Source organism: Aeromonas sp. 602200 (assembly GCF_049173895.1).
GTDB lineage: Bacteria > Pseudomonadota > Gammaproteobacteria > Enterobacterales > Aeromonadaceae > Aeromonas > Aeromonas veronii_A.
In genome coordinates this window covers 677,682-697,442 of sequence record NZ_JAAKSL010000001.1, presented here as the reverse complement: position 1 = coordinate 697,442, position 19,761 = coordinate 677,682, and the positions used below count along the sequence as shown (strand labels likewise).

At 50.9% G+C, this 19,761-nt stretch carries 16 protein-coding genes; 14 read left to right on the top strand and 2 right to left on the bottom strand.

The window, feature by feature from the left end; genetic code table 11:
- Positions 1 to 2: 2 nt before the first annotated feature.
- Both pseG and pseF read right to left on the bottom strand, forming a co-directional pair.
- Positions 3 to 1,259, bottom strand: coding sequence for a UDP-2,4-diacetamido-2,4,6-trideoxy-beta-L-altropyranose hydrolase (pseG, locus tag G5221_RS02985; RefSeq protein ID WP_421262793.1), 1,257 nt, complete (start codon positions 1,257 to 1,259; stop codon positions 3 to 5).
- Positions 1,249 to 1,944 carry a pseudaminic acid cytidylyltransferase gene (gene pseF / locus G5221_RS02980; protein ID WP_236768428.1) on the bottom strand — a complete coding sequence of 232 codons (696 nt, stop codon included), beginning with the start codon at positions 1,942 to 1,944 and terminating at the stop codon, positions 1,249 to 1,251. Before pseF ends, pseG begins: the two co-directional genes overlap by 11 nt.
- A 163-nt stretch (positions 1,945 to 2,107) precedes the next feature.
- Between pseF and G5221_RS02975 the strand changes: the two genes are divergently transcribed.
- From G5221_RS02975 to G5221_RS02910, 14 genes are all read left to right on the top strand, one after another.
- Positions 2,108 to 2,644, top strand: a complete 537-nt coding sequence (locus G5221_RS02975; RefSeq protein WP_336885333.1) for a GNAT family N-acetyltransferase — start codon at positions 2,108 to 2,110, stop codon at positions 2,642 to 2,644.
- Positions 2,641 to 2,874, top strand: a complete 234-nt coding sequence (locus G5221_RS02970; protein ID WP_005346661.1) for an acyl carrier protein — start codon at positions 2,641 to 2,643, stop codon at positions 2,872 to 2,874. Before G5221_RS02975 ends, G5221_RS02970 begins: the two co-directional genes overlap by 4 nt.
- The gene (locus G5221_RS02965) at positions 2,874 to 3,623 is read left to right on the top strand and encodes an SDR family NAD(P)-dependent oxidoreductase (RefSeq protein WP_337073751.1); all 750 of its coding nucleotides are present in this window, start codon (positions 2,874 to 2,876) and stop codon (positions 3,621 to 3,623) included. The genes G5221_RS02970 and G5221_RS02965 overlap by 1 nt, the downstream gene beginning before the upstream one ends.
- Positions 3,620 to 4,978 (top strand): AMP-binding protein, encoded by a 1,359-nt coding sequence (locus G5221_RS02960; RefSeq protein ID WP_421262792.1) that lies wholly within the window; start codon positions 3,620 to 3,622, stop codon positions 4,976 to 4,978. The genes G5221_RS02965 and G5221_RS02960 overlap by 4 nt, the downstream gene beginning before the upstream one ends.
- Entirely contained in the window at positions 4,975 to 6,030 is a 1,056-nt protein-coding gene (locus G5221_RS02955) for an acyl-protein synthetase (RefSeq protein WP_421262791.1), read from the top strand. The genes G5221_RS02960 and G5221_RS02955 overlap by 4 nt, the downstream gene beginning before the upstream one ends.
- Positions 6,009 to 7,214 carry an acyl-CoA reductase gene (locus G5221_RS02950; protein WP_421262790.1) on the top strand — a complete coding sequence of 402 codons (1,206 nt, stop codon included), beginning with the start codon at positions 6,009 to 6,011 and terminating at the stop codon, positions 7,212 to 7,214. Before G5221_RS02955 ends, G5221_RS02950 begins: the two co-directional genes overlap by 22 nt.
- 168 nt (positions 7,215 to 7,382) lie before the next feature.
- A complete protein-coding gene (locus G5221_RS02945; protein WP_421262789.1) occupies positions 7,383 to 8,354 on the top strand; it encodes a glycosyltransferase family 2 protein in 972 nt (323 codons plus the stop codon).
- On the top strand, positions 8,351 to 9,532 hold the full coding sequence (gene glf / locus G5221_RS02940; protein ID WP_421262788.1) for a UDP-galactopyranose mutase: 1,182 nt from the start codon (positions 8,351 to 8,353) through the stop codon (positions 9,530 to 9,532). The genes G5221_RS02945 and glf overlap by 4 nt, the downstream gene beginning before the upstream one ends.
- 113 nt (positions 9,533 to 9,645) lie before the next feature.
- Positions 9,646 to 12,006: an HAD family hydrolase gene (locus G5221_RS02935; protein WP_421262787.1), complete on the top strand. Its 2,361-nt coding sequence runs from the start codon at positions 9,646 to 9,648 to the stop codon at positions 12,004 to 12,006.
- Between the two features lie 19 nt (positions 12,007 to 12,025).
- On the top strand, positions 12,026 to 13,648 hold the full coding sequence (locus G5221_RS02930) for a glycosyltransferase (RefSeq protein ID WP_421262786.1): 1,623 nt from the start codon (positions 12,026 to 12,028) through the stop codon (positions 13,646 to 13,648).
- A gap of 14 nt (positions 13,649 to 13,662) precedes the next feature.
- Positions 13,663 to 14,826 carry a hypothetical protein gene (locus G5221_RS02925; RefSeq protein WP_421262785.1) on the top strand — a complete coding sequence of 388 codons (1,164 nt, stop codon included), beginning with the start codon at positions 13,663 to 13,665 and terminating at the stop codon, positions 14,824 to 14,826.
- Between the two features lie 60 nt (positions 14,827 to 14,886).
- On the top strand, positions 14,887 to 16,695 hold the full coding sequence (gene asnB / locus G5221_RS02920) for an asparagine synthase (glutamine-hydrolyzing) (RefSeq protein ID WP_421223467.1): 1,809 nt from the start codon (positions 14,887 to 14,889) through the stop codon (positions 16,693 to 16,695).
- Positions 16,696 to 16,915: 220 nt separating this feature from the next.
- Complete coding sequence (locus tag G5221_RS02915; RefSeq protein WP_421262784.1) at positions 16,916 to 17,914, top strand: hypothetical protein; 999 nt, start codon at positions 16,916 to 16,918, stop codon at positions 17,912 to 17,914.
- A 257-nt stretch (positions 17,915 to 18,171) separates the two neighbouring features.
- Positions 18,172 to 19,761: a hypothetical protein gene (locus G5221_RS02910; RefSeq protein WP_421262783.1), complete on the top strand. Its 1,590-nt coding sequence runs from the start codon at positions 18,172 to 18,174 to the stop codon at positions 19,759 to 19,761.

Below are 19,761 nucleotides of genomic sequence, written 5' to 3'. Positions count from 1 at the left end.
GTTCAGATTCCTGTGCCAAGTTGCCAGCCTTGCGGCGCCGGCTGCCAGGGGGCAGGGGGCGCTATCTGCGGTGGCTCGGCAAGATAGAGGGGAAATTGGGAGAAAATTGTTTGCAAGCGATGTGCCAGCTCTTGCCACTCCGCTGGTTGAAGTGGCCGGGCGGCCTGCCATGTCAGATGCTGACCGTCCAGAGTCAGGGTGAGCAGCAGTTGATCATCATGGCGTAGTTGCCACTGTTGGCCATCTGGCAACAGTTGATAATCGGATTGTGGTAGCAGCCAGGCGGTGAGCCGATCCAGCCCCAGCCCATCCACCTGTTGCTGGCCGCGGCAGCGATAGTTATCTGCTTGCAATTCAAGTCGTTGCAGGGCCTGCATCAGCCGCTCAGGCTCGGCCAGTTCGCTCAGGGTCAGCCGCTCTGCCAGCTGAAAGCGGGCGATCACCTCATCGTTAAACTGTTGGTTGTCGACGATGGGCACCGCCAGGGTCGGCAGGCCGAGACAGGCCCGCTCCCAGGTCATGCCGCCGGCGGCGCCGATGGCGAAGTCGTGCCGGCTCATCAGGTCGGCCATCTGGTCGCTCTGGCGCAGCAGCACCAAATCGAGGTCGGCCAGCTCGGTCACTATCTGTTCCAGCTCGGGCCAGAAGGGGTTGGCGCCACCCGCCACCAGGGTCCAGCTAATGGTGCGGGCCCAGGGCAGCTTGGCCAGGCTGTTGAGGGTGACGAGGCAGGCGCCGGCGGGATCGGCGCCGCCAAAGCAGACAAGGCCCCGTTGCCACTGACTGGCGTGTGGCCGCGCCAGCCGGCGATAGGCGGGGCGCAGCAGGGCATAGTCGGTGCCCAGCAGCAGCCGGCAATCGGCTGGGGTGAGCGGCTGGTAATCGGCGGTGCGGCGCAAGGGGCCCTGATCCAGCAGTAGCTGGCAGTGGTGCGGTCGGTCGGCCAGATCATCGATCACCAGCACGCGGCGGCAGTGGGCGGCCAGCTGGGTTTCGAGCCGCTGGTCAATCTGGTAGTGATCAAACACCAGCCAATCGGGCTGCAAGCCAGGCAACGGGCCGGCGGCGTCCAGCGCGCTCAGGGGATGATGGTGATGGGGCCGCAGCAACGACAGCAGGTGCGCCGGCAGATAGTGGCAGAGGAAGTGGCACTCGGCCCCGGCGGCGTGCAGCCGATCGGCGATGGCCAGGCAACGCATCAGGTGGCCCAGCCCGATCTCGGCGCCGGCGTCGAGCCGGAAGGCAACCCTAAACGTCATCTTGGGCCAGCACTTGATAGAGCAGTTCGGCCAGGTGCCAATCTTCCGGCGTGTCGATGTCGACTACCCTGTGTCTTGGCAGAATATGGCCAATCCCTTCTCCCCCCACCGGGCTTATACCACCCAACCAGGCGTCCCGCGTCCCCCAATAGAACTGGCCGGCATCCTGATAGGCGGGCTCCAGATCCTGAGAGCGTTTCGCCATCTGCTCCGGCCAGAAGGGGGTGACCCGGCCCTGCTCATCCATGCGCACGGCGCGCTGGATAGGGAAGCCAAACTCGGCCACGGTATAGACAAAGGGAGCATTACTTGCGCTCAGTCGCTGATGGGCGGCCTTCAAGTCATCGGCTTGAATAAGCGGGACCGTGGCATAGATGCAGCAGTAGTGCTTTGCCTGGCTGCCGAGCTGGTCGAGCCGCTGGATGGTGTCGATCACCACAGGGGTGGTACCTGTGTGATCATCGGCGAGGCTTGCAGGCCGAAGAAATGGCACTTCCGCGCCCAGTTGACGAGCAACTTCGGCAATCTCCTCATCATCGGTGGAGACCACCACCTTGTTGAAACAGCCTGATTGTTGCGCCGCCAGGATGGAATAGGCGAGCATGGGCTGGCCACAAAAGGGGCGGATATTCTTGCGTGGAATGCGTTTGCTGCCACCCCGGGCCGGGATAATGGCGATGGCCATGATGGGCTCTCTCTGCTGGATTAATGACTGGCCAAAGCCAGGATAATCGATGACAACTCTTTGATTATTTTTGATATTATACTGGTTTTTCTGCTTGTATTATCGATTTTTGCTACGGAATGGCAGCAGTGTGGTCGATAAGAGAGACGGGTCATGGAACTGGATGGCGTTGAAGATGAGTTATGGCGTTGAGCTACGCCCGATAGCGCTGTGGGATCTTCCTGCTTTGCGGCGTTGGCGCAATCAGGATGAGGTGCGAATGCAGATGGTATCCCAGACGCGTATTTCACCGCGGCAACAGCGCCAATGGTTTGCCGCCACCCGTGAGCGGCGGGATCAGCAGCACTGGGTGCTCTGGTGCAAGGGCGTGCGAGCGGGTTACGTCAATCTGAAAGGTGAGTCTCAGGGCGAGCTGCAGGGTCAGGCGATCGCCGATGCGGGGCTCTATCTGGGCAACTCAACCGTGCGGCATCCCATGTTGGCCATTGCTGCTGCCCTATCCCAGCTTGATCAGGGTTTTGATGAGTTGCATATCGGTTGTATTCGCACTCTGGTTCGGGAGAACAATCGCTCTGCCCTACGCTTGAATGAACAACTGGGTTATAGCCAGATAGGACAAGAGAACGGATTTTTTGCATTGGAACTGCTGCCGGCGAATTACTATGCCGCCCGTGAGCGGCTACGGAGATTTTTCAGATGACAATCGCATTGGAACAGGTTTTTGCCGAGGCGCTGGGTATTGATATCGGCAGCGTCAGCGATGGGTTGGCCTACAACAGCATCCCGCAGTGGGATTCTGTCGCCCACATGGGGCTGATTGCCCAGTTGGAGGATAACTACGGCGTGTTGCTCGACACCGATGACATTATCGACATGAGTTCAGTCGCCAAGGCACGCGAGATCCTAGTCAAGTACGGGGTCGCTTTCTGATGCAGGGGCTGTTGCAGGGCAAGCGGGTGTTGATCACCGGTGCCGGGCGTGGCATCGGTCTTGCCATCGCCCGTCAGTTTGCCTCTCAGGGGGCTGAACTGTGGCTGGGAGGCCGTGATGAGGTGACGATGAGCCAGCTGGCGACCACGATTGGTACCGAGTTTGGCGTGCCCTGCCAGCCTCTCTGTTTTGATGTGGCTGACCCGTCGGCGGTCAAGCAGGCCTTTCAACAACTTTTTACCCAGAGCCGATCGCTGGATGTGCTGGTCAACAATGCCGGCATGCTGGAAGAGGCGTTATTGGGGATGGCTAACCAGACCCATCTGCAAAAGACATTCAGCAACAATACCTTTAGCGTGATCTACTGCAGCCAGTATGCCGCCCGCCTGATGCGGCGCAGTGGTGGTGGCAGCATCATCAATCTCGCCTCCCTGATGGGGCAGGTGGGGGCCGCCGGGCTAAGCTGCTATGCCGGCAGCAAGGCGGCGGTGATCGGTATTACCCAGTCACTGGCCAAGGAGCTGGCCGCCAGCCAGATCCGGGTCAATGCCATTGCCCCCGGGTTTATCGATACCGATATGGCGCATGCTATCCCGCAAGAGAAGTTTGCCGAGCGGGTGGCCAGCATCGCCATGGGACGGATTGGCACGCCAGATGAAGTGGCCAAAGTGGCCCTGTTTCTCGCGTCCGACTTGTCGAGCTATGTGACCGGGCAGGTGATTGGGGTCGATGGGGGGATGGTGATTTGAACCGGCCTGATTTGCTGGCCCATCTGGTTGAGGGTAACAGCGAGCCCGCCTGGCGAGACCCGCAAGAGGGGTGGCTCAGTTATGGTGAGCTGGCTCGGCGTGTGGCGCAGTTGGCCACCATCTATCCTGCTGGCCGCCATTTGGTCTACCTGCCATTTGTGACGTCTACCATGCATCTGCTGCACTACTTGCTGGCCCTGCGTGATGGCCACGCCATCATGCTGGCCGATCCTGCACAGGATGCCCGGTTGCACCATGAGCAGTGCCAGCGCTTTGGTGTTAGTCTGCGGGTATTAGAGGATGGGGCAGTTGCGCATCTTGGCGATGCGCCTTCACTTCACCCTGAGCTGGCCATGCTGCTGCCCACGTCGGGCAGCACGGGGTCCTGCAAATGGGTGAGATTGTCGCGAACCAATCTTGATGCCAATGCCGCGGCCATCGCCGAATACTTGGCGCTGAACGGGCGTGAGCGCGCCATCACCTCGTTGCCACTTTTTTACTCCTTCGGTATGTCGGTGCTCAACAGCCATCTTTTGGCTGGCGCCTCGCTGGTTTCATGCACTGCCAGTCCCCTTGAGCGCCACTTCTGGGATGAGGTCAATCGCCACCAGGTCACCAGTGTGGCGGGGGTACCCTTTACCTTTCAGATGCTAAACCGCTTGCGTTTTGACTGGGCCCGCTATCCCAGTCTGATGACCCTGACCCAGGCCGGAGGGCGGCTTGAGCCGGCACTGGCAAAGCAATTTGCCGAACAGGCCTCCTTACTGGGACGCCGTTTTTTCGTGATGTATGGCCAGACCGAAGCGGCACCGCGCATCGCTTGGTTGGCACACGATGAAGTGATGATTGCCCCGGATGCCATCGGCCGTGCCGTACCGGGCGGGCGTCTCTCTCTGCGTCATGAGCCCGGCTTTCCTGACGGGGAGGGAGAGCTGGTTTACCAAGGGCCAAACGTGATGCTGGGCTATGCGGAGCGCCCTGAAGATCTGGCTCGGGGGCGTGATATGGATGCGCTCTTTACTGGCGATCTGGCTCGTTGTGATGAGGCGGGCCGATTCTATCTGACCGGACGGATCAACCGTTTCCTGAAGCTGTTTGGCAAACGGGTGAGCTTGGCTGAATTGGAAGCCTGGTTGCAGGGGAGGGGCTATTCCTGCGCCGCGACCGGCCGCGATGATCGCCTGTTGGTAGCCATCGAGGCAGACGCGTGCCCCTGTGACGCACTACAGCTGGAGGTGGCCCGCTGGCTGATGGTGCCACCATCAAGCGTGCGTATCTACCAACACCATTTGCCACGACGCAGCAATATGAAGATTGATTATCCGGCCCTGTTAACAGAGCTGGAGCAACTATGAACAAGCTGTTTGATGCGCCGGTTTTTGGGCTGCCCCAACAGGAAAAAAGTGGGCTGCTCCTTGCTCGCCTGAATGAATTGACGCAGCGGCATGGGCAGGGGTGTCCAGCTTTTGCCAATATTCTGTCGGCGTTTGGCTGGGGTCAGGCCTCGACCTACCAAGAGCTTCCCTATCTGGCCGCCCGTCTGTTCAAATTGGCCCAATGGCAGAGCGTGCCGCAAGAAGAAGTATTCAAGGTGCTCACCTCGTCGGGCACCACGGGGACGCCGTCACGCATTGTGCTGGATCGGGATACAGCCGCGTTGCAGAGCAAGGTGCTGGTGAAGATCCTGCAAGAGTTCGTCGGCAAGCAACGGCTGCCTATGCTGCTGGTGGAGCAACCCGCCCTGATTCAAAACCGCAGCGGTTTTTCCGCTCGGGGAGCCGGTGCGCTGGGGCTCTCCTTCCTTGGCCGTGACCATACCTATGCCCTCGATGAGCAGATGCGGCCCAACTGGCCGGTCATCGAGGCGTTTTGTGACAAATATGCGGGCCAGCCGGTCCTGCTGTTCGGCTTCACCTTCATGGTCTGGCAATGTTTGCTGGAGCCGCTGCGTGAGCGAGGTCTGCAACTGCCGTTGACGCACGGCACGCTTTTTCACAGCGGTGGCTGGAAAAAACTGCAACACCTCGCGGTGGATAATCCGGCTTTCAAGCAACGTTGCCATGAACAGCTGGGGCTGAGTCGGGTGCACAACTTCTATGGCATGGTGGAGCAGGTGGGGTCGGTATTTGTCGAGTGTGAGCATGGCCATCTTCATGCTCCCCTCTTTGCCGATCTGCTGGTGCGGGATCCGCTGACTCATCGACCGCTCGGGGTCGGCCAGCCAGGCTTGTTGCAGGTGATCTCCGCCATTCCCCAAAGTTATCCCGGCCACAGTTTGCTCAGCGAGGATCTTGGTGTGCTGCTGGGGGAGGATGATTGCCCCTGCGGCCGTCGTGGCCGTTATTTTCAGGTATCAGGACGTCAGCAAGGCGCAGAGGTGAGGGGATGCAGCGACACTTTCCAGTGAGCCGGTCAGATGTAGAAGATGCCGTGTGGCAAGCGGGGCCAGAGGTTGCTTTCGCGGCTCCCGTCAGCGGCTGGCAAGGTTTTGTCACTCACCCACTGCCAAGCTTTGCGCCCGTCATCTGCGATTTTGTGGCTGCGCTCTCTGCACGTCTGCTGAAGGAGGGGCGAGAGAATCCGGATCTGGCCGCCTTTGGCTTTTGGTTGCGGCCGCGCCAGATTCAGGTACAGCGCAAACGCATGGCAGGGCGTGCACCCTTGGGGATGGTTTTTCATCTGGTCCCCTCCAACGTGCCGACCGTCGCGTTCTACTCCTGGATCATGGCGCTACTGATGGGCAATGGGGCCGTGGTACGTCTCTCATCGCGCATCGACCCGGTGCAAGAGGCCATGCTGGCCATCCTGAACAAGCTCTTCTCTCTGCCCGAGTGGCAAGAGATTGTCTCCCGTACCCGTTTTATCCGCTATGACCACGACGAGGGCATCACCGCCTGGCTGTCGGCCCGGTGTCGGCTTCGTATTATCTGGGGAGGTGATGAAACCATCAGCCGGGTACGGGCTATTCCGCTCTCACCCCGCGCTCAGGAAATCGTGTTTCCGGATCGCCGCTCCATGGCGGTGTTGGATAGCCAGTGGCTCGCCAACCTGGATGCTGCTGCGTGGCGGCAAGTGGTCGCGGCTTTGCAACAAGACTTTACCCGTTTCAATCAACAAGCCTGCGCCTCACCCACTACGATTTGCTGGTTGGGCACTCCCGCCAGTACGTTGCGCCGTCGTCTGCTCGAAGGGATCTTCGCCCCATTTGCAGATAATCCCTCCCTGATGATGGAACGCCTTCTCAATAGTCAACAAAATGCCGCCCATGATGGCCAGATGCAGCTGGACACCTTTTCTGGCGTCACCTTATTGACTCCCACCGCCTCTTTGCGGCTTGCACATATCGGAGGAGGTACAGTCGCCGAATTTGTTGCCGATAACCTTGATGAGTTGCTGCTACAGCCTTGGGATATGCAGACCTGTGTCTGGGCTGGCCCGGATATAACGCAGCTTGAGCATGCGCTCCTGGTATCGCCAGGTTGTCGTATCGATAGGGTGGCAAGTCCGGGACAGGCGCTGGCATTCGAATGGCTCTGGGACGGCATCGACATGCTAGCCGCCTGTAGCCGTCGGCTTGCCCGCATTGAATAGTGGATTCCAGGTCACATAAATCAAGTCATATCAATCAATTAGCTTGGTCAGGCACAGCTCTTGCAGTAAATATTGCCATGAAGGGCAGGAAGGGTTGACAGAGACCGTGCGGTAGCCTTGTCCATTTTCTCCAATTCGCTTCTTTTTTACTCTACTTCTGGATCCTCTATGAAAGTCAGCGTACTGGTGCCGGTGTATAACCTCGGGCGCTTTATCGAGCCCTGTCTGCTAAGTCTGCTGGAACAGCAAACCAATTTCGATTTTGAGGTCATTGCCATTGATGATGGCTCGAGCGATGACTCCTGGGCCATTATGCAGCGGTTGGCGTCACAGTGGCCTCGGCTACGGGCACTACAGAACGCGCAAAATATGGGGTTGGCTAAAACCCAGAAACGCTTGTTGAGAGAGGCGAACGGCGAATATATCGCCTATGTCGACGGGGATGATCTGGCCCTGCCGGGCAAGCTGCAGCGTCAGGCCGATTATCTGGACGCGCATTCCGGTTGCACCCTTTGCTACCACGAAGCGGAGATGTTTGATGATGAGACCGATGCACGGATCAAGCTCTTCACCCGCGATTATTACAATGCCCGCTATCTTGAACCTGTGATGACACGGGAGGCATTGATCCGCTTCGGGGTGTTCGTCAATGCAAGTTCCATAATGTTTCGCCGTTATGAAGGGATGGAACATGCCATCGATGAGGGGTGCAAGATCATCCTCGATTATCCCTGGCATATCTTGAACCTCTCCCACAATCCGGGGACGCTGGATTTTATCCCCGAATTATTGGGCCGCTATCGCTTCCATACCCAGAGCTTTGGCGGACAGACCCGCAAATCGGCAGAACGTCGTGAGCAGTCGCTGCGCGATCTGCTGCGGGCCTGTGATAACGCCGCTGCGTTTGGGGCGGATCCCTTGGTTATTGCCCAGGGGCGTGCCCATCACTACTACTCTGCCGCACTCTACTTTCTGCGGCAGGATGATGTCGTGCGCTTCACTCAGCTTATCGAGCAGTCGGTCGATGCTGTGGCAAGGCTAGCACCGGGTTGGTTCTTCGACGAACGACATCAATTGGCATGGGCAGAGCGGGCCCATCCCGCGCGTGTCATGCAGCAACTGTTTGGAGATAGAGCGTGAGCTATCAGGCGATCGTCATCGGCGCCGGGCTGTCCGGTGCCGTCATGGCTGAACGAATGGCCAGCCAGCTCGGTTGGAAGGTGCTGGTGCTGGAGCAGCGCGACCATATCGGGGGTAACTGCTTCGACGAGTATGACGAGCATGGTGTGTTGGTCCATCGCTATGGGCCACACCTCTTCCATACCGACAACAAGGAGGTGTGGGACTACTTGTCGCAGTTTACCGAGTGGTTGCCTTACGAGCATCGTGTGTTGTCACGCATTGACGGGCAGTTGGTGCCGATCCCGTTCAACCTGACCAGCATTGAACGCTGCTTTCCGGCGGAGAAGGCAGCGGCCATGATTGAGGCCCTTCAGGCCAGATTTGGTGAGGGGGCCAGAGTGCCCATCATGGCACTGCGGCAGGAAGCTGAGCCTCTGCTGGCTGAGCTGGCCCAGTTCATCTATGAGCGAGCCTTCGTCAACTACACCAGCAAGCAGTGGGGTGTATCGCCAGAGCAGGTCTCGCCCGAGGTCACTGCGCGCGTGCCGGTTGTCGTCAATCGTGATGACCGTTACTTTATTGATCCCTGGCAGGCGGTGCCCGCGCAGGGTTATACCGCCATGTTCGAGCGCATCTTGGCGAACCCCTTGATTGAGGTGAGGCTATCCATTCCCATGGGGTCCCGCGTCAGTCTGGATTGGCAACAGAAACGGATACTGCTGGATGGCGTGCCCTTTGCCGGGCCCTTGGTCTATACGGGGATGCTGGATCAGCTGATGCCGGCGGGGCACGACGGCTTGCCGTACCGTTCACTGCGCTTTGAGCACTGTCATCTGCCGCAAGCTCAATTTCAGCCGGCGACCACGGTCAATTATCCGAATGAAGAGGCCTATACCCGCATCACCGAATTCAAGCATCTGACGGGGCAGCAACATCCCGGCACCAGCATCGTTTATGAATACCCCTGCACCTATGTGGCCGGGCAGGGGCTGGAGCCTTACTACCCGCTGTTTACCGATGCAGCCAAACAGCATTATCAGACTTGCCGCGATGAATTGGCCCAGTTCCAGCAACTGATTGCTTTGGGCCGCCTTGCCGAGTATCGCTATTTCGATATGGATGATGCAGTGGATAACGCGCTGAACAATTTCTCTCGATTGGTTTCCGATGCCTGTTTTGCTGTTTTAAATAAGTAATGAATATAATCTATTGCAGAGATAGATATTTTCATTCCGCAAAAGCATTCGAGTTTTTGAGTGTGAATGCTTTTTATGTGATTTCTTTTATTTTGATGCATGTGTAGGTATATATGAGTCATTATGAGGTGATGTCTCCCGAGTTGCGTGATTTACTAGAAAATAGCCAGTTTCTAACTGCTCTTGATCAGTATCTTTGCATTGATAAAATAACACATATTTCATTGGATATTTTTGATACATTATTGCGTCGTGCATGTGATGAACCCTCGTGGGTTTTTGAGGAAGCAGCGAGACGGTTGCTAAATAGAGGTCTTAATCTGCCAATAGAGGCAGAAGATTATAGATTTTGCCGCCTCGAGGCTGAGGCTCGTGCTCGCAAACTAATTTCAGGTGAAGAAATTAGTTTTGACAATATTTTTGAACAGCTGCCTTTCAGTGATGAAATTAAGGCGGTGCTTAAAGTTGAAGAGCTGAAAGTAGAACGAGAAGTTCTTTATCCAGACCCGATTATTCAAGAAGTTTTGGTACGTGCACAACGTAACAATAAACTGATTGTTTTTATTTCCGACATGTATTTGCCAGAAGCTTTTTTGCGCGACTGTATTTCAGAAAAATGCCCTGAAATTTCTTATAATTATCTGTTTGTTTCATCAAGTGTTGGGTTGACCAAGCAGAGTGGCGCTCTCTTTAGCCATGTAATTACTCAGATAAAGCTGAAACCAGAGCAAGTTTTGCATATCGGTGACAATCCCAGGGCTGATGTGCAGTCGGCACGGCAACATGGTTTGGCTTCATTGCATTTTGATATCCCAGAGAATCTGTCTGAGGTGTTGGAAAACGAGAAAATTTATCGGGTAAATGTGCCATCGACCATGCAACATGCCAGGAAGCTGGCCGTCCTGTCGATGCCACAACAGCTTTCCGAGGAGGAGCAATTTTTCTACACATATGGCGCCTTCATCCTTGGACCCGTCCTGACGGCATTTGCCAAGTGGGTTCTGCAGTCAGCCAAACGACTGCAGGTAAAAAACATTTTGTCGCTGATGCGAGAGGGCGGCATCTTTGCTGCCTGTATCAACCGCCAGGTCGATTTTCAATCACAGCAGTACCCAGATATACGCTGTCAGACCTGTTATGCCTCACGCAAGGCAACCTATTTGCCCGCGATAGATGATAGCCAAGTGGAAGAGGCTGTTTCCCAGACCTTGATGCGCCGCAATTACACCGTTCGTGACTTTTTCAATGAATTTGGTGTTCAGGATGTCAGGTTGGCATCCTTTCTTGACACGCCACTGGCGCTTTTGGATCAAATTGCCATCGATGGGCAAGATGGTCTGCAACTGATGGCTGAAGTGTTTGAGCAAAATATCGAGCAGATCAAGAGCAGTATTCAGCAAAGCAGGCTGGACATGCGAGATTATTTTGTTGGCTTGACGGGAGATGCTCCCTATCTGCTAGTCGACTTGGGTGGCGGTGGGACGATTCCCTCTCAAATTAGCAAGGCCATGTTGCAACAGCCAATGAGCAGTCTGTTGCTCTACTGTAACCATAGAGGCAGCAAAAACTCCGTTATCACGCCGATCAGTGCCTTTATTCCGGTGCGTAACGATACCATAAAGGGGATCAAGAAGATTGCCCGTTCACCAGAGATTTTTGAAATTGTTCTCGTTGGTTTGGAAGGGAGCACACTGGGGTATCGGCGCACAGCGGAAGGGAAAGTTGTGCCGCGACAGGCAGAGGTTCGCTACAGTGCCCAGCATCAGCAAAATATCCGGAGTTTTGAGGCTGGAGTTAATGCCTATCAGTTATGGGACCAGTCGCTGGGCATCGCCGAATCCGATTTGAGTGAGCGCATCTCTTTTTTACGCATGATGGAGCGTCTGGTCGAGTGTCCGGTATCGAGCGAGGTGCACTATCTTGGTAATCTGGTTCATGAAGACAACTTTGGCTCGGAGCGTAGTTACAAGGTTATTAATTCCTCCGGGTTGGCGCGGATCCACTCAGAAGGAATAGAAACCTTCTATCGCAAGTTCAGTAAAAACATGTCTTATGGTGAGCGTTGGTTGGCTTGGCCACAAGGTTCCTTGAGTCGGCTGGATCCTGATTTGATGATGGATTTTGTCGGCTTACGCGATGCACGTTATAAGCATGCCCAAGCGATCGATAGACTTCTGGAATTGATGCAAAGTCAACATGCCACCGAAGTCATAGTGTATGGGGCGGGAGAATTCTTTGAGTGTCTGGCACCTGAACTGATTAAAAAAAGCATCCGTATCCGTACCGTGATCGATAAAAAAGCCAACTTTGGACACTACCAAGTGATGGGATATGACGTTATATCATTATCCGAGTGCTCAATTCCATCTGGTTCTGTACTGATTGTCGCGTCCGCCTCCTTTGTGGACGAAATAAAACGAGACATCTTTGCGACTATATCCAGCCAAGATGTGACCATATTGTCATTGAATTGAATTCCAAGGAAACCGACACATGCTGGATCTGTCGATGAAACATGCCCTGCCTTTTGATGCGTTATTGCATCAGGAACTGCTGTCCGGGAAACGCAAGGCGATTGCCTGGGGGGTGGCGGGAAATCTTTATTATCATGTGCTCCAATCCCCTTATCCATTCGTCGCCATCATCGATGGTCTTAACGGTCCTCAAGTCGGTCAGTTCGCCTGTGGCATTCCGATTGTAGGGCCAGACCTGCTTAATAATTACGCAGTAGAGGAGGTGGTCATTGTCATCTTTTCAGATTTACAGCAATTCGGTGGGCAGATTATCGAGCAACTAGGTCATTATGGCGACTATCCCTATATCACTCCCTATGTTGAGGCAACCTGCCAGCCATCGGCGATGTTGCAGCAAAAGCTTGAGCGGTTGATCCGCGAGCGTCGAGCACATCGGCTGCCCCAAGTAGTGCAGCGTGTCGTACTATATATCCACTCCTTGGTCAAAGGCGGTGCTGAGCGGCAGATGGTATTGCTGGCCATCGGATTGCGCCAGCTGGGATGGGAAGTGCATTTGATCTCGGTGAAGAATAAGGGGTTGGAGGTTAATCACTGGGAGGCGCTTCTTCGCTCTCATGGTGTAGAGCTCTACTTCGTGCCTTCTGCCCGTGAGTGCTGGCCGAACTTGGAGCAGGAGGAAAATAGCTACCAGTTGGCTAATCAATTGGCACCCTTCTTTGAGCCCGGACTGCTTCACGGCATTCTCACTGCCTATGACTATATGCAACGTGTTCAGCCCAAACTGGTTATCGCCTATCTAGAAGACGGTAATGTCATTGCTTCTATGGCCGCAATTTTCGCGGGAGTAGAACAGATCATTATCTCTGGAAGGAGTGTTGCACCCTCAGAGTTTCCTGAATACCTGGCCGTTTATGATGAGTCGAGGTTGGCAGCTTACTATCGTCTGATGACCGAGTTGCCAGGAATCGTTTTGAGTGTTAACTCCATGGCAGGGGCGCAGTCGTATGCTCGCTGGCTAAATTTGCCTGAATCTAGCATCCCCGTAGTGAAAAATGCGGTCATGGCCAAGCGGGTTGAGGGACAAGAGCCTTTACAGCAGTTAGATATTCATTTATCGGCCCCAATATTGATGGGGATAATGCGACTGTCTCCGGAAAAGTCCCCATGTCGCTTTATAGAGGTTGTCGCTTCTGTCATTGCCAAACTTCCTCAAACCCATGCAATTTTAATCGGTGATGGACCATTGCGCTCAGAGGTCCTTGCTTGCATTGCGCAGCAGCCGTGCCGCGATAACATTCATGTCGTGGGTGTGAAAGATAATATTTTTGAATGGTTAAGTTGTGCCAGCCTGCTCATTTCCACCTCCAGTCATGAGGGAATGTCTAATGTTATTTTGGAAGCACAGGCACTTGGTTGTCCTGTTGTAGCGACAGATATTCCAGGAAATAGCGAAACTGTACTGACAGAGTTTTCTTGTGACTTGATTCCCTATGGGGAATGGGGTTTGATGGTTGAAAAGATAGTGTCATTATTAATGGGGAGTGGAGAGAAAACATCAGTTGGTTTGGTGGAAAAGATGAGTGAGCATTATTCACCACGTATACTTGCTGAAAAAACACTGGCACTGACTAATAAAAAATAAATCGGAGACGGAATATGGATGTTATCTTGTTCGGTGCTGGTGAAGTTTGTGATTCATTTATAAAAAGACTTCCTAAACGATTTTCAATATTGGCTATTGCTGATAATAACGAAAATTTACATGGTCAGTTTAAAGGTGAGCTTCCTATTATCTCTCCTGATGAAATTCATCTATATAAGCCAAATTTTATTATTCTCTCTTGTCTTCAGAGGCATGTCTCAGATATCTGTGCTCAACTCGTCAAATTGGGGCTGGATGATTTATATTTACCCTTTCCTTATGATGAGGAAAGTGAAATAAAAGATCGAGAGAAGCAGGAAGTGAAAGGGCTAATCGGACGTGAGCTCGTGGATGAGATAATAGGAAGTAAAAACACTAGCGGTAGTGTATTTTATCATATATCACTTGGTAATCATTTCGAGAAATGCCGTAAACAATATATTTCAAAGCCGGTAAATCGATTTTTACATATAGGTTCTGGTCATTCCCTTGGGGTGGAGATATATAGTCTATTACGATGGGGCGGGGAGTGGACCGCGATCGAACCATTCCCGGGACTAAGCGGGAAATATCCTTTCAATGATCATGTTTCAATGATTAAAGATTTAATGGGGCTTTTCAATGTCCCATGTAAGGTAAATGATGGTATTGTATTTAATGATGATGTTGAATCATTCCATCTTCATGATCATCATGGCACTAGACTAAATTACTTTCCTGAGATAAAGCTTGAAGATTTCAATGATGATGAAAAATATGATGTATGCTATTCGTGTGCCGTAATGGAGCATGTTGTAGATATTCATTCATTCGTAGCCAAGACATTTGAGCTATTAGCATCAGGTGGTTTTGCTTTTCACTGGATTGACCTCCGAGACCACCGGGATTTTTCACGACCACTTGATTTCCTGACAATAGGCAAGTCAGAGTGGCGTGACCATTATGGTGATGCTGGCCACTTTTTACATGGTAATCAGCTGCGTTATAGTGATTATCGACAGATATTTTTACAATGTGGCTTCAGGATTGTTGCTGAAGATAAATATATGAAGAATGATAGAGAGCATATTCAGGAAGTCTCTGTCGATTTCGCAGATGAGTATGCATCACTGGGATGGGAGGATTTGGAAGTCGCTGGTGTGCTATTCGTTCTGGAAAAGCCATCGCATGATAGTTGATTATTCTATGATGTCTCATGCGTGACATCATGTGTTGGCTTACCTTTAGGGAGTTATAAAATGTGCGGTATAGCCGGAATAATGAGTATTCATGGTCAACATGATCCTGCGTGGTTGAAACAGCAGGCTAATAGAATGGCGGAGGCGATGACCTATCGAGGGCCTGACGACCGGGGTCTTTGGGAGTCGGATGACGGACGCTGTGTTCTGGCACATTGTCGATTGAGTATTCTGGATGTATCGCCTGCCGGGCATCAACCAATGCATGATGCACAGCAACGAGCCTGTATCGTATTTAATGGGGAGATCTACAACCATCTTCAGTTGGGGGGGCGTCTTAAAGACGCCGGCATATCATTTACTGGCCATTCTGATACCGAGGTATTGGTCAATGGCCTGGTACGGGAAGGTGCTGACTTTCTGACCCGGCTCGAGGGGATGTTTGCACTTGCCTACTATGATCGTGAGCGCAGGGAGTTGCTGCTGGCGCGTGATCCGTTTGGCGAGAAGCCACTCTATTATGCCGAGTTTGACGGTTTGTTGGTCTTTGCCTCCGAGCTGGCGGCTTTGACCCTGGTGCCAGGATTCCCTGCCCGCATTACGGTTGATACAGTCGCCCATTATCTGGCTTTCCAGCACCCCGTCGGGGAACGCACCCTGTATCAACACGCCAGAAAGTTGCTGCCGGGGCACTTGATGCGTGCCGTGACAGGGGCGGTCTCACAGGCAGAGCGTTACTTCCACTTTATCTGTGCCGGTGACCATATGCCGTCACGCCCGCTGGAGGAGCAGGTTGACCAGCTTGAGGATCTGTTGCTGCGTTCGTTATCGCGCCGCTTGGTCGCCGATGTGCCGGTGGGGGCTTTTCTCTCCGGTGGTGTCGACTCCTCGACGGCGGTGGCCCTGATCACCCGTTGTTTGCAACGGCCGATCCGCACCTTCTCCATCGGTTTTGAACAGGCGCCGGAGAGCGAACATGAGGAGGCTCGGGCTTTTGCCGACTTTCTCGGAACCGAACACACTGAGCAACTGCTGCGTCCCGAGGCTTTTGTTGAACAGGTTGGTGATCTGGCGCGGCGCATGGATGAGCCCAATGCCGACACCTCCTGTGTACCGACCTATATGGTCTCGCAGCTTGCTCGTCAGCAGGTCACCGTCGCGATTACGGGTGACGGGGGGGATGAGCTGTTTGGCGGTTATGGCCGTTACCTGCAGACACTGGTCGCCGCCGAGGGCAGAGAGCAACAGATGCAGGCGCGTAGCTGGCATCTTGGGCGGGAGTACTACTCTGGTCGCATCTTGCTGTATGCCGATCGCCAGTTGGAACAGTTGTTCGGTCGCATTCCGTCCGGTACTGGTGATCACTTGATGGCGCTGCGCAGGCGTATCGATATGGATAGCCGCCCGTATCTTAATCGCCTTCGTGAGGCCGATATTGCCAATTATCTGCCGTTGGTATTGGCCAAGGTAGATCGAATGAGCATGCTGCACAGCCTTGAGTGCCGCACGCCCTACCTGTCGACCGAAGTAGCTCAGTTTGCCGCAGGTTTGGCACAGTCAGAGCTGATTGCACAAGGACAGGGTAAGTTCCTGTTGCGCCAGTTGGCCAAACGCTACTTGCCGGCGGAATGGATCGACAGGCCGAAAAAGGGTTTCAGCATAGATCCGTTCAATCAACAGGCCAAACAGAGTGCGATTACGCAACTGCGTCAGCAGGCCTCTTCAGGCCAGCTCTGTCTGCATCAGTTTATCGCTCCCGACCGGTTGCGGATGTTGCTGGATAACCAGTTTGACGGTATGACCTTCTATCATGTTTGGGGTTTATTGGTGCTTGAGATCTGGTTGCAGTCCCATGAGTTCAATTTGTGAGATAATGCTTTGGGCTAAAAGTTATTAAATAATATTAATTATAATGACCGAGCCCACTATTATGAATATATTTTATGGCTATATAATAAAGGCGAAGAATTTTTGAAGTTTATAACTGCGGTTGAAATTATAGCCTTGTTTACATTGTTTGTGAAATATAACTCATTTGTGAATTGATAAGTCTTTCTTATAACTTCATATTATATGTTACGGGAGTTCTGTGATGGGTATGACGCCAGCTATGTTTAATAAAATGAAGAGTCACTTTCCTGAAAATTTTAATTCGATAATTGAGTTAGGGTGCCAGCAGTTTTATTCATTAAACTCGGCAGAGATAATTGATGAAGAATTAAAGAATTATCAGGATGGTGATTTTACAAAATCTATGTATGAAAACCTAGGTTTAAAATATGATTCTGTGGATGTTTATGATGGGACAATATTTTGCGATTTTAATAATCAGATGCTCGAGTTATCTCATCAGTATGATGTGGTAACTAATCTTGGAACTAGTGAACATGTTTTTAATCAATATAATGTTTTTGCGTCAATACATAACATTACAAAGAAAAATGGATTAATGATTCATTGTTTGCCTTTGAAGCATTCCCCACATGGACTTTTTACATATAATGTTGATTTTTTCATTTCACTTTGTTTTTCAAACAACTATGAAGTCGTTGAGTTAGTATTTGGTTGGAGAGGTACTGATGGTGAGTATACATTTGGCTCATTGTCAGACGTCGTTGAGCATCAGACAACTGAACAATATGCTTTCCTAGTGGCTAGAAAATGTCTGGAAGATAAATTTGTTTCTCCGCAGCAGATAATATATAACCCTTTGATTTCTATTGATAAAGTATTAACATTGTGCTCTGATGACATCTATTTGTTGAGCCAAGTTGTTCAATATCCTTTCACGGATAATGTTCTAAATCATACGCTCATCTTCGATGAGGTAAGCAATAGTCATTCTGAAGTACTTCTATATGGTGCTGGTCATATCGGACAGGCCATTTTAAAATTTTCCAAGCACAGGAAAAAAATTAATATTATTGTTGATGAACACTCACATGCTATGAATGACTTCAAGGTTAACACGTTGGGGGATTTAGATGCTATTAATTCACCAGTCTATATAGCATCGGATTTCTATCGAGAGGAAATTAGACATGCTTTATTGATGAAATTTGATGGGAGAGTTGTTTTTTTAAACTGATAAATAGCTATAGATATTATAAGTTATTTTATTACTTTCCTTTTGTTTTTAGTCTCTAATTTTTTATGAATTACTCTTTGAATTTATCCTTTTATTCTTCCTTGACGAACCAGTTCGAGCTAGTGTATTGATTTTTAGAGATTCCTATATGTTATAGATTGTTCATTTTTTGAAAAAATGGCATTAATTGCATCAATTATTATTTTAGGTTTGTAATTTTATTCGGCGTATTGTTAACACAGGGTTGTGGGGGCGGCGTGAACATTGTTGTTTTTGATTTCAATAAGAGTGTCGGTGGTGCGGAGACATTTAACTGTAGATTTATTGACTATCTTGTTGGATTAGGTGATTCCGTTGCCGTAGTTGGATACGAGGACTCTGCACTTTTTGGGCTATTGGATAACAAGAGTGTAAAGATAAAAAAGTATATCATTCCAGAAATGGATGATTTCTTTGTTTCTATTTCAAATCAATCGTATCTGGGGGCACTTGGACAGAAAATTATTGATGATTTTTTTGGGGAAGATATATACGTTCTCGCTTCATATTTTGAAGTTTTGCATAGGGCTATGCATGTCTTCAATGGAAATAAAAGAGTTCATATATTGACTGGGATGTTGCATCCAGAAGCTTGGAGTATCTGGGAGCCAGGGATTGGATTTAACGCATCTCGTGCATTCAAACCAAAGTTAATTAATGAAACTTGGCACTACCAGCGCCAATTATTATTAAAGTTGGATCGAGCACATGCAATCTGGTATCCCAATGACATATATCGTAAATATAATTCTGAGTATTTTTCTGTTCCACTTAATCATCACTCATCTGCCACTGTTCCTGTTGAGCCCGTAACACAAAAGATACGGTACAATATTTCTGCTCCAGAAGAGTTTATGAAGGTGCTCTGGCTCGGGAGATTTGACTTTTTCAAGAATGAAAGCATCTTGAGTTTTATTGACAGCTTGAATGTTGTTCTTAACAATAAACCTCAGCTGCATATACTTTTTGATTTGATAGGATATGGATATGCTCTCTATGAGGATGAAGTTGAATCATATAAAAAGCTTGCGCATGAACGCCTTGAAATTCGTATCTTAGGAAAGAGAAATGAATCTGATATATACAGCCTAATTGAATCTGAAAAATATCATTTCGGTGTTGCAATGGGCTCCTCAGCATATCATCTTGCAATGATCGGATTACCTGTGATTGCCATAGACTCTTGTGTTAAAGGATACCGTCGTCTAGTGAAAGGGGTGTGGCTTGATGAAGCTTCAGACGAGTTTGATGAAGGCTCAAGTCTTTATCTCTCGCTAATTGGGGAGCCTTCCCCACAGCGAAATGATATTCATGTTATGCTTGAAGATGTATTCCAATATGGTTTTCTTGAAAATAAATCAAGAAGCTGCCGCAACTATGTTGAACAGTTTCATAATATTGACGTTATTTTGCCGAAAATCAGAGGTTTTTTACTTGAAAGTTCATTTTCAGAGAAATTTACGTATCGATTTAAACGAAATTTGCCAGATGAGTTTTACTATCGATTTGGAAGAAAAAGAAATATTAAAATAGCTATTTTTGGCACTGGCTCTGGCGCAAAAAAATTCTATGGAAAACTTCATTCTGACCTTGTTTTTTCTGACAGGGAAATAAAGGTGAAGTGTTTTTTTGATAATGACGATAGTAAATTTGGCGCTATATTTTGTAATGCCCCAATAGAAAAATTTACACTGGAGGCCACCAATGAACTTGATGTGGTTATTATTGCTTCTGATTACTGGCCCGAGATTAAAGCACAGATGATTTCATGTGGTTTAACACGTTCAAAAATATTAAGAGCATACTAA

Excerpts from the sequence above, each read along its gene's own strand:
- G5221_RS02975 (WP_336885333.1), top strand. The coding sequence starts at position 2,108 with ATGGCGTTGAAGATGAGTTATGGCGTTGAGCTACGCCCGATAGCGCTG.
- G5221_RS02930 (WP_421262786.1), top strand. The coding sequence starts at position 12,026 with ATGCTGGATCTGTCGATGAAACATGCCCTGCCTTTTGATGCGTTATTG.
- G5221_RS02935 (WP_421262787.1), top strand. The coding sequence starts at position 9,646 with ATGAGTCATTATGAGGTGATGTCTCCCGAGTTGCGTGATTTACTAGAA.
- G5221_RS02970 (WP_005346661.1), top strand. The coding sequence starts at position 2,641 with ATGACAATCGCATTGGAACAGGTTTTTGCCGAGGCGCTGGGTATTGAT.
- asnB (WP_421223467.1), top strand. The coding sequence starts at position 14,887 with ATGTGCGGTATAGCCGGAATAATGAGTATTCATGGTCAACATGATCCT.
- G5221_RS02955 (WP_421262791.1), top strand. The coding sequence starts at position 4,975 with ATGAACAAGCTGTTTGATGCGCCGGTTTTTGGGCTGCCCCAACAGGAA.
- pseF (WP_236768428.1), bottom strand. The coding sequence starts at position 1,944 with ATGGCCATCGCCATTATCCCGGCCCGGGGTGGCAGCAAACGCATTCCA.
- G5221_RS02950 (WP_421262790.1), top strand. The coding sequence starts at position 6,009 with ATGCAGCGACACTTTCCAGTGAGCCGGTCAGATGTAGAAGATGCCGTG.
- G5221_RS02945 (WP_421262789.1), top strand. The coding sequence starts at position 7,383 with ATGAAAGTCAGCGTACTGGTGCCGGTGTATAACCTCGGGCGCTTTATC.
- G5221_RS02965 (WP_337073751.1), top strand. The coding sequence starts at position 2,874 with ATGCAGGGGCTGTTGCAGGGCAAGCGGGTGTTGATCACCGGTGCCGGG.
- G5221_RS02925 (WP_421262785.1), top strand. The coding sequence starts at position 13,663 with ATGGATGTTATCTTGTTCGGTGCTGGTGAAGTTTGTGATTCATTTATA.
- pseG (WP_421262793.1), bottom strand. The coding sequence starts at position 1,259 with ATGACGTTTAGGGTTGCCTTCCGGCTCGACGCCGGCGCCGAGATCGGG.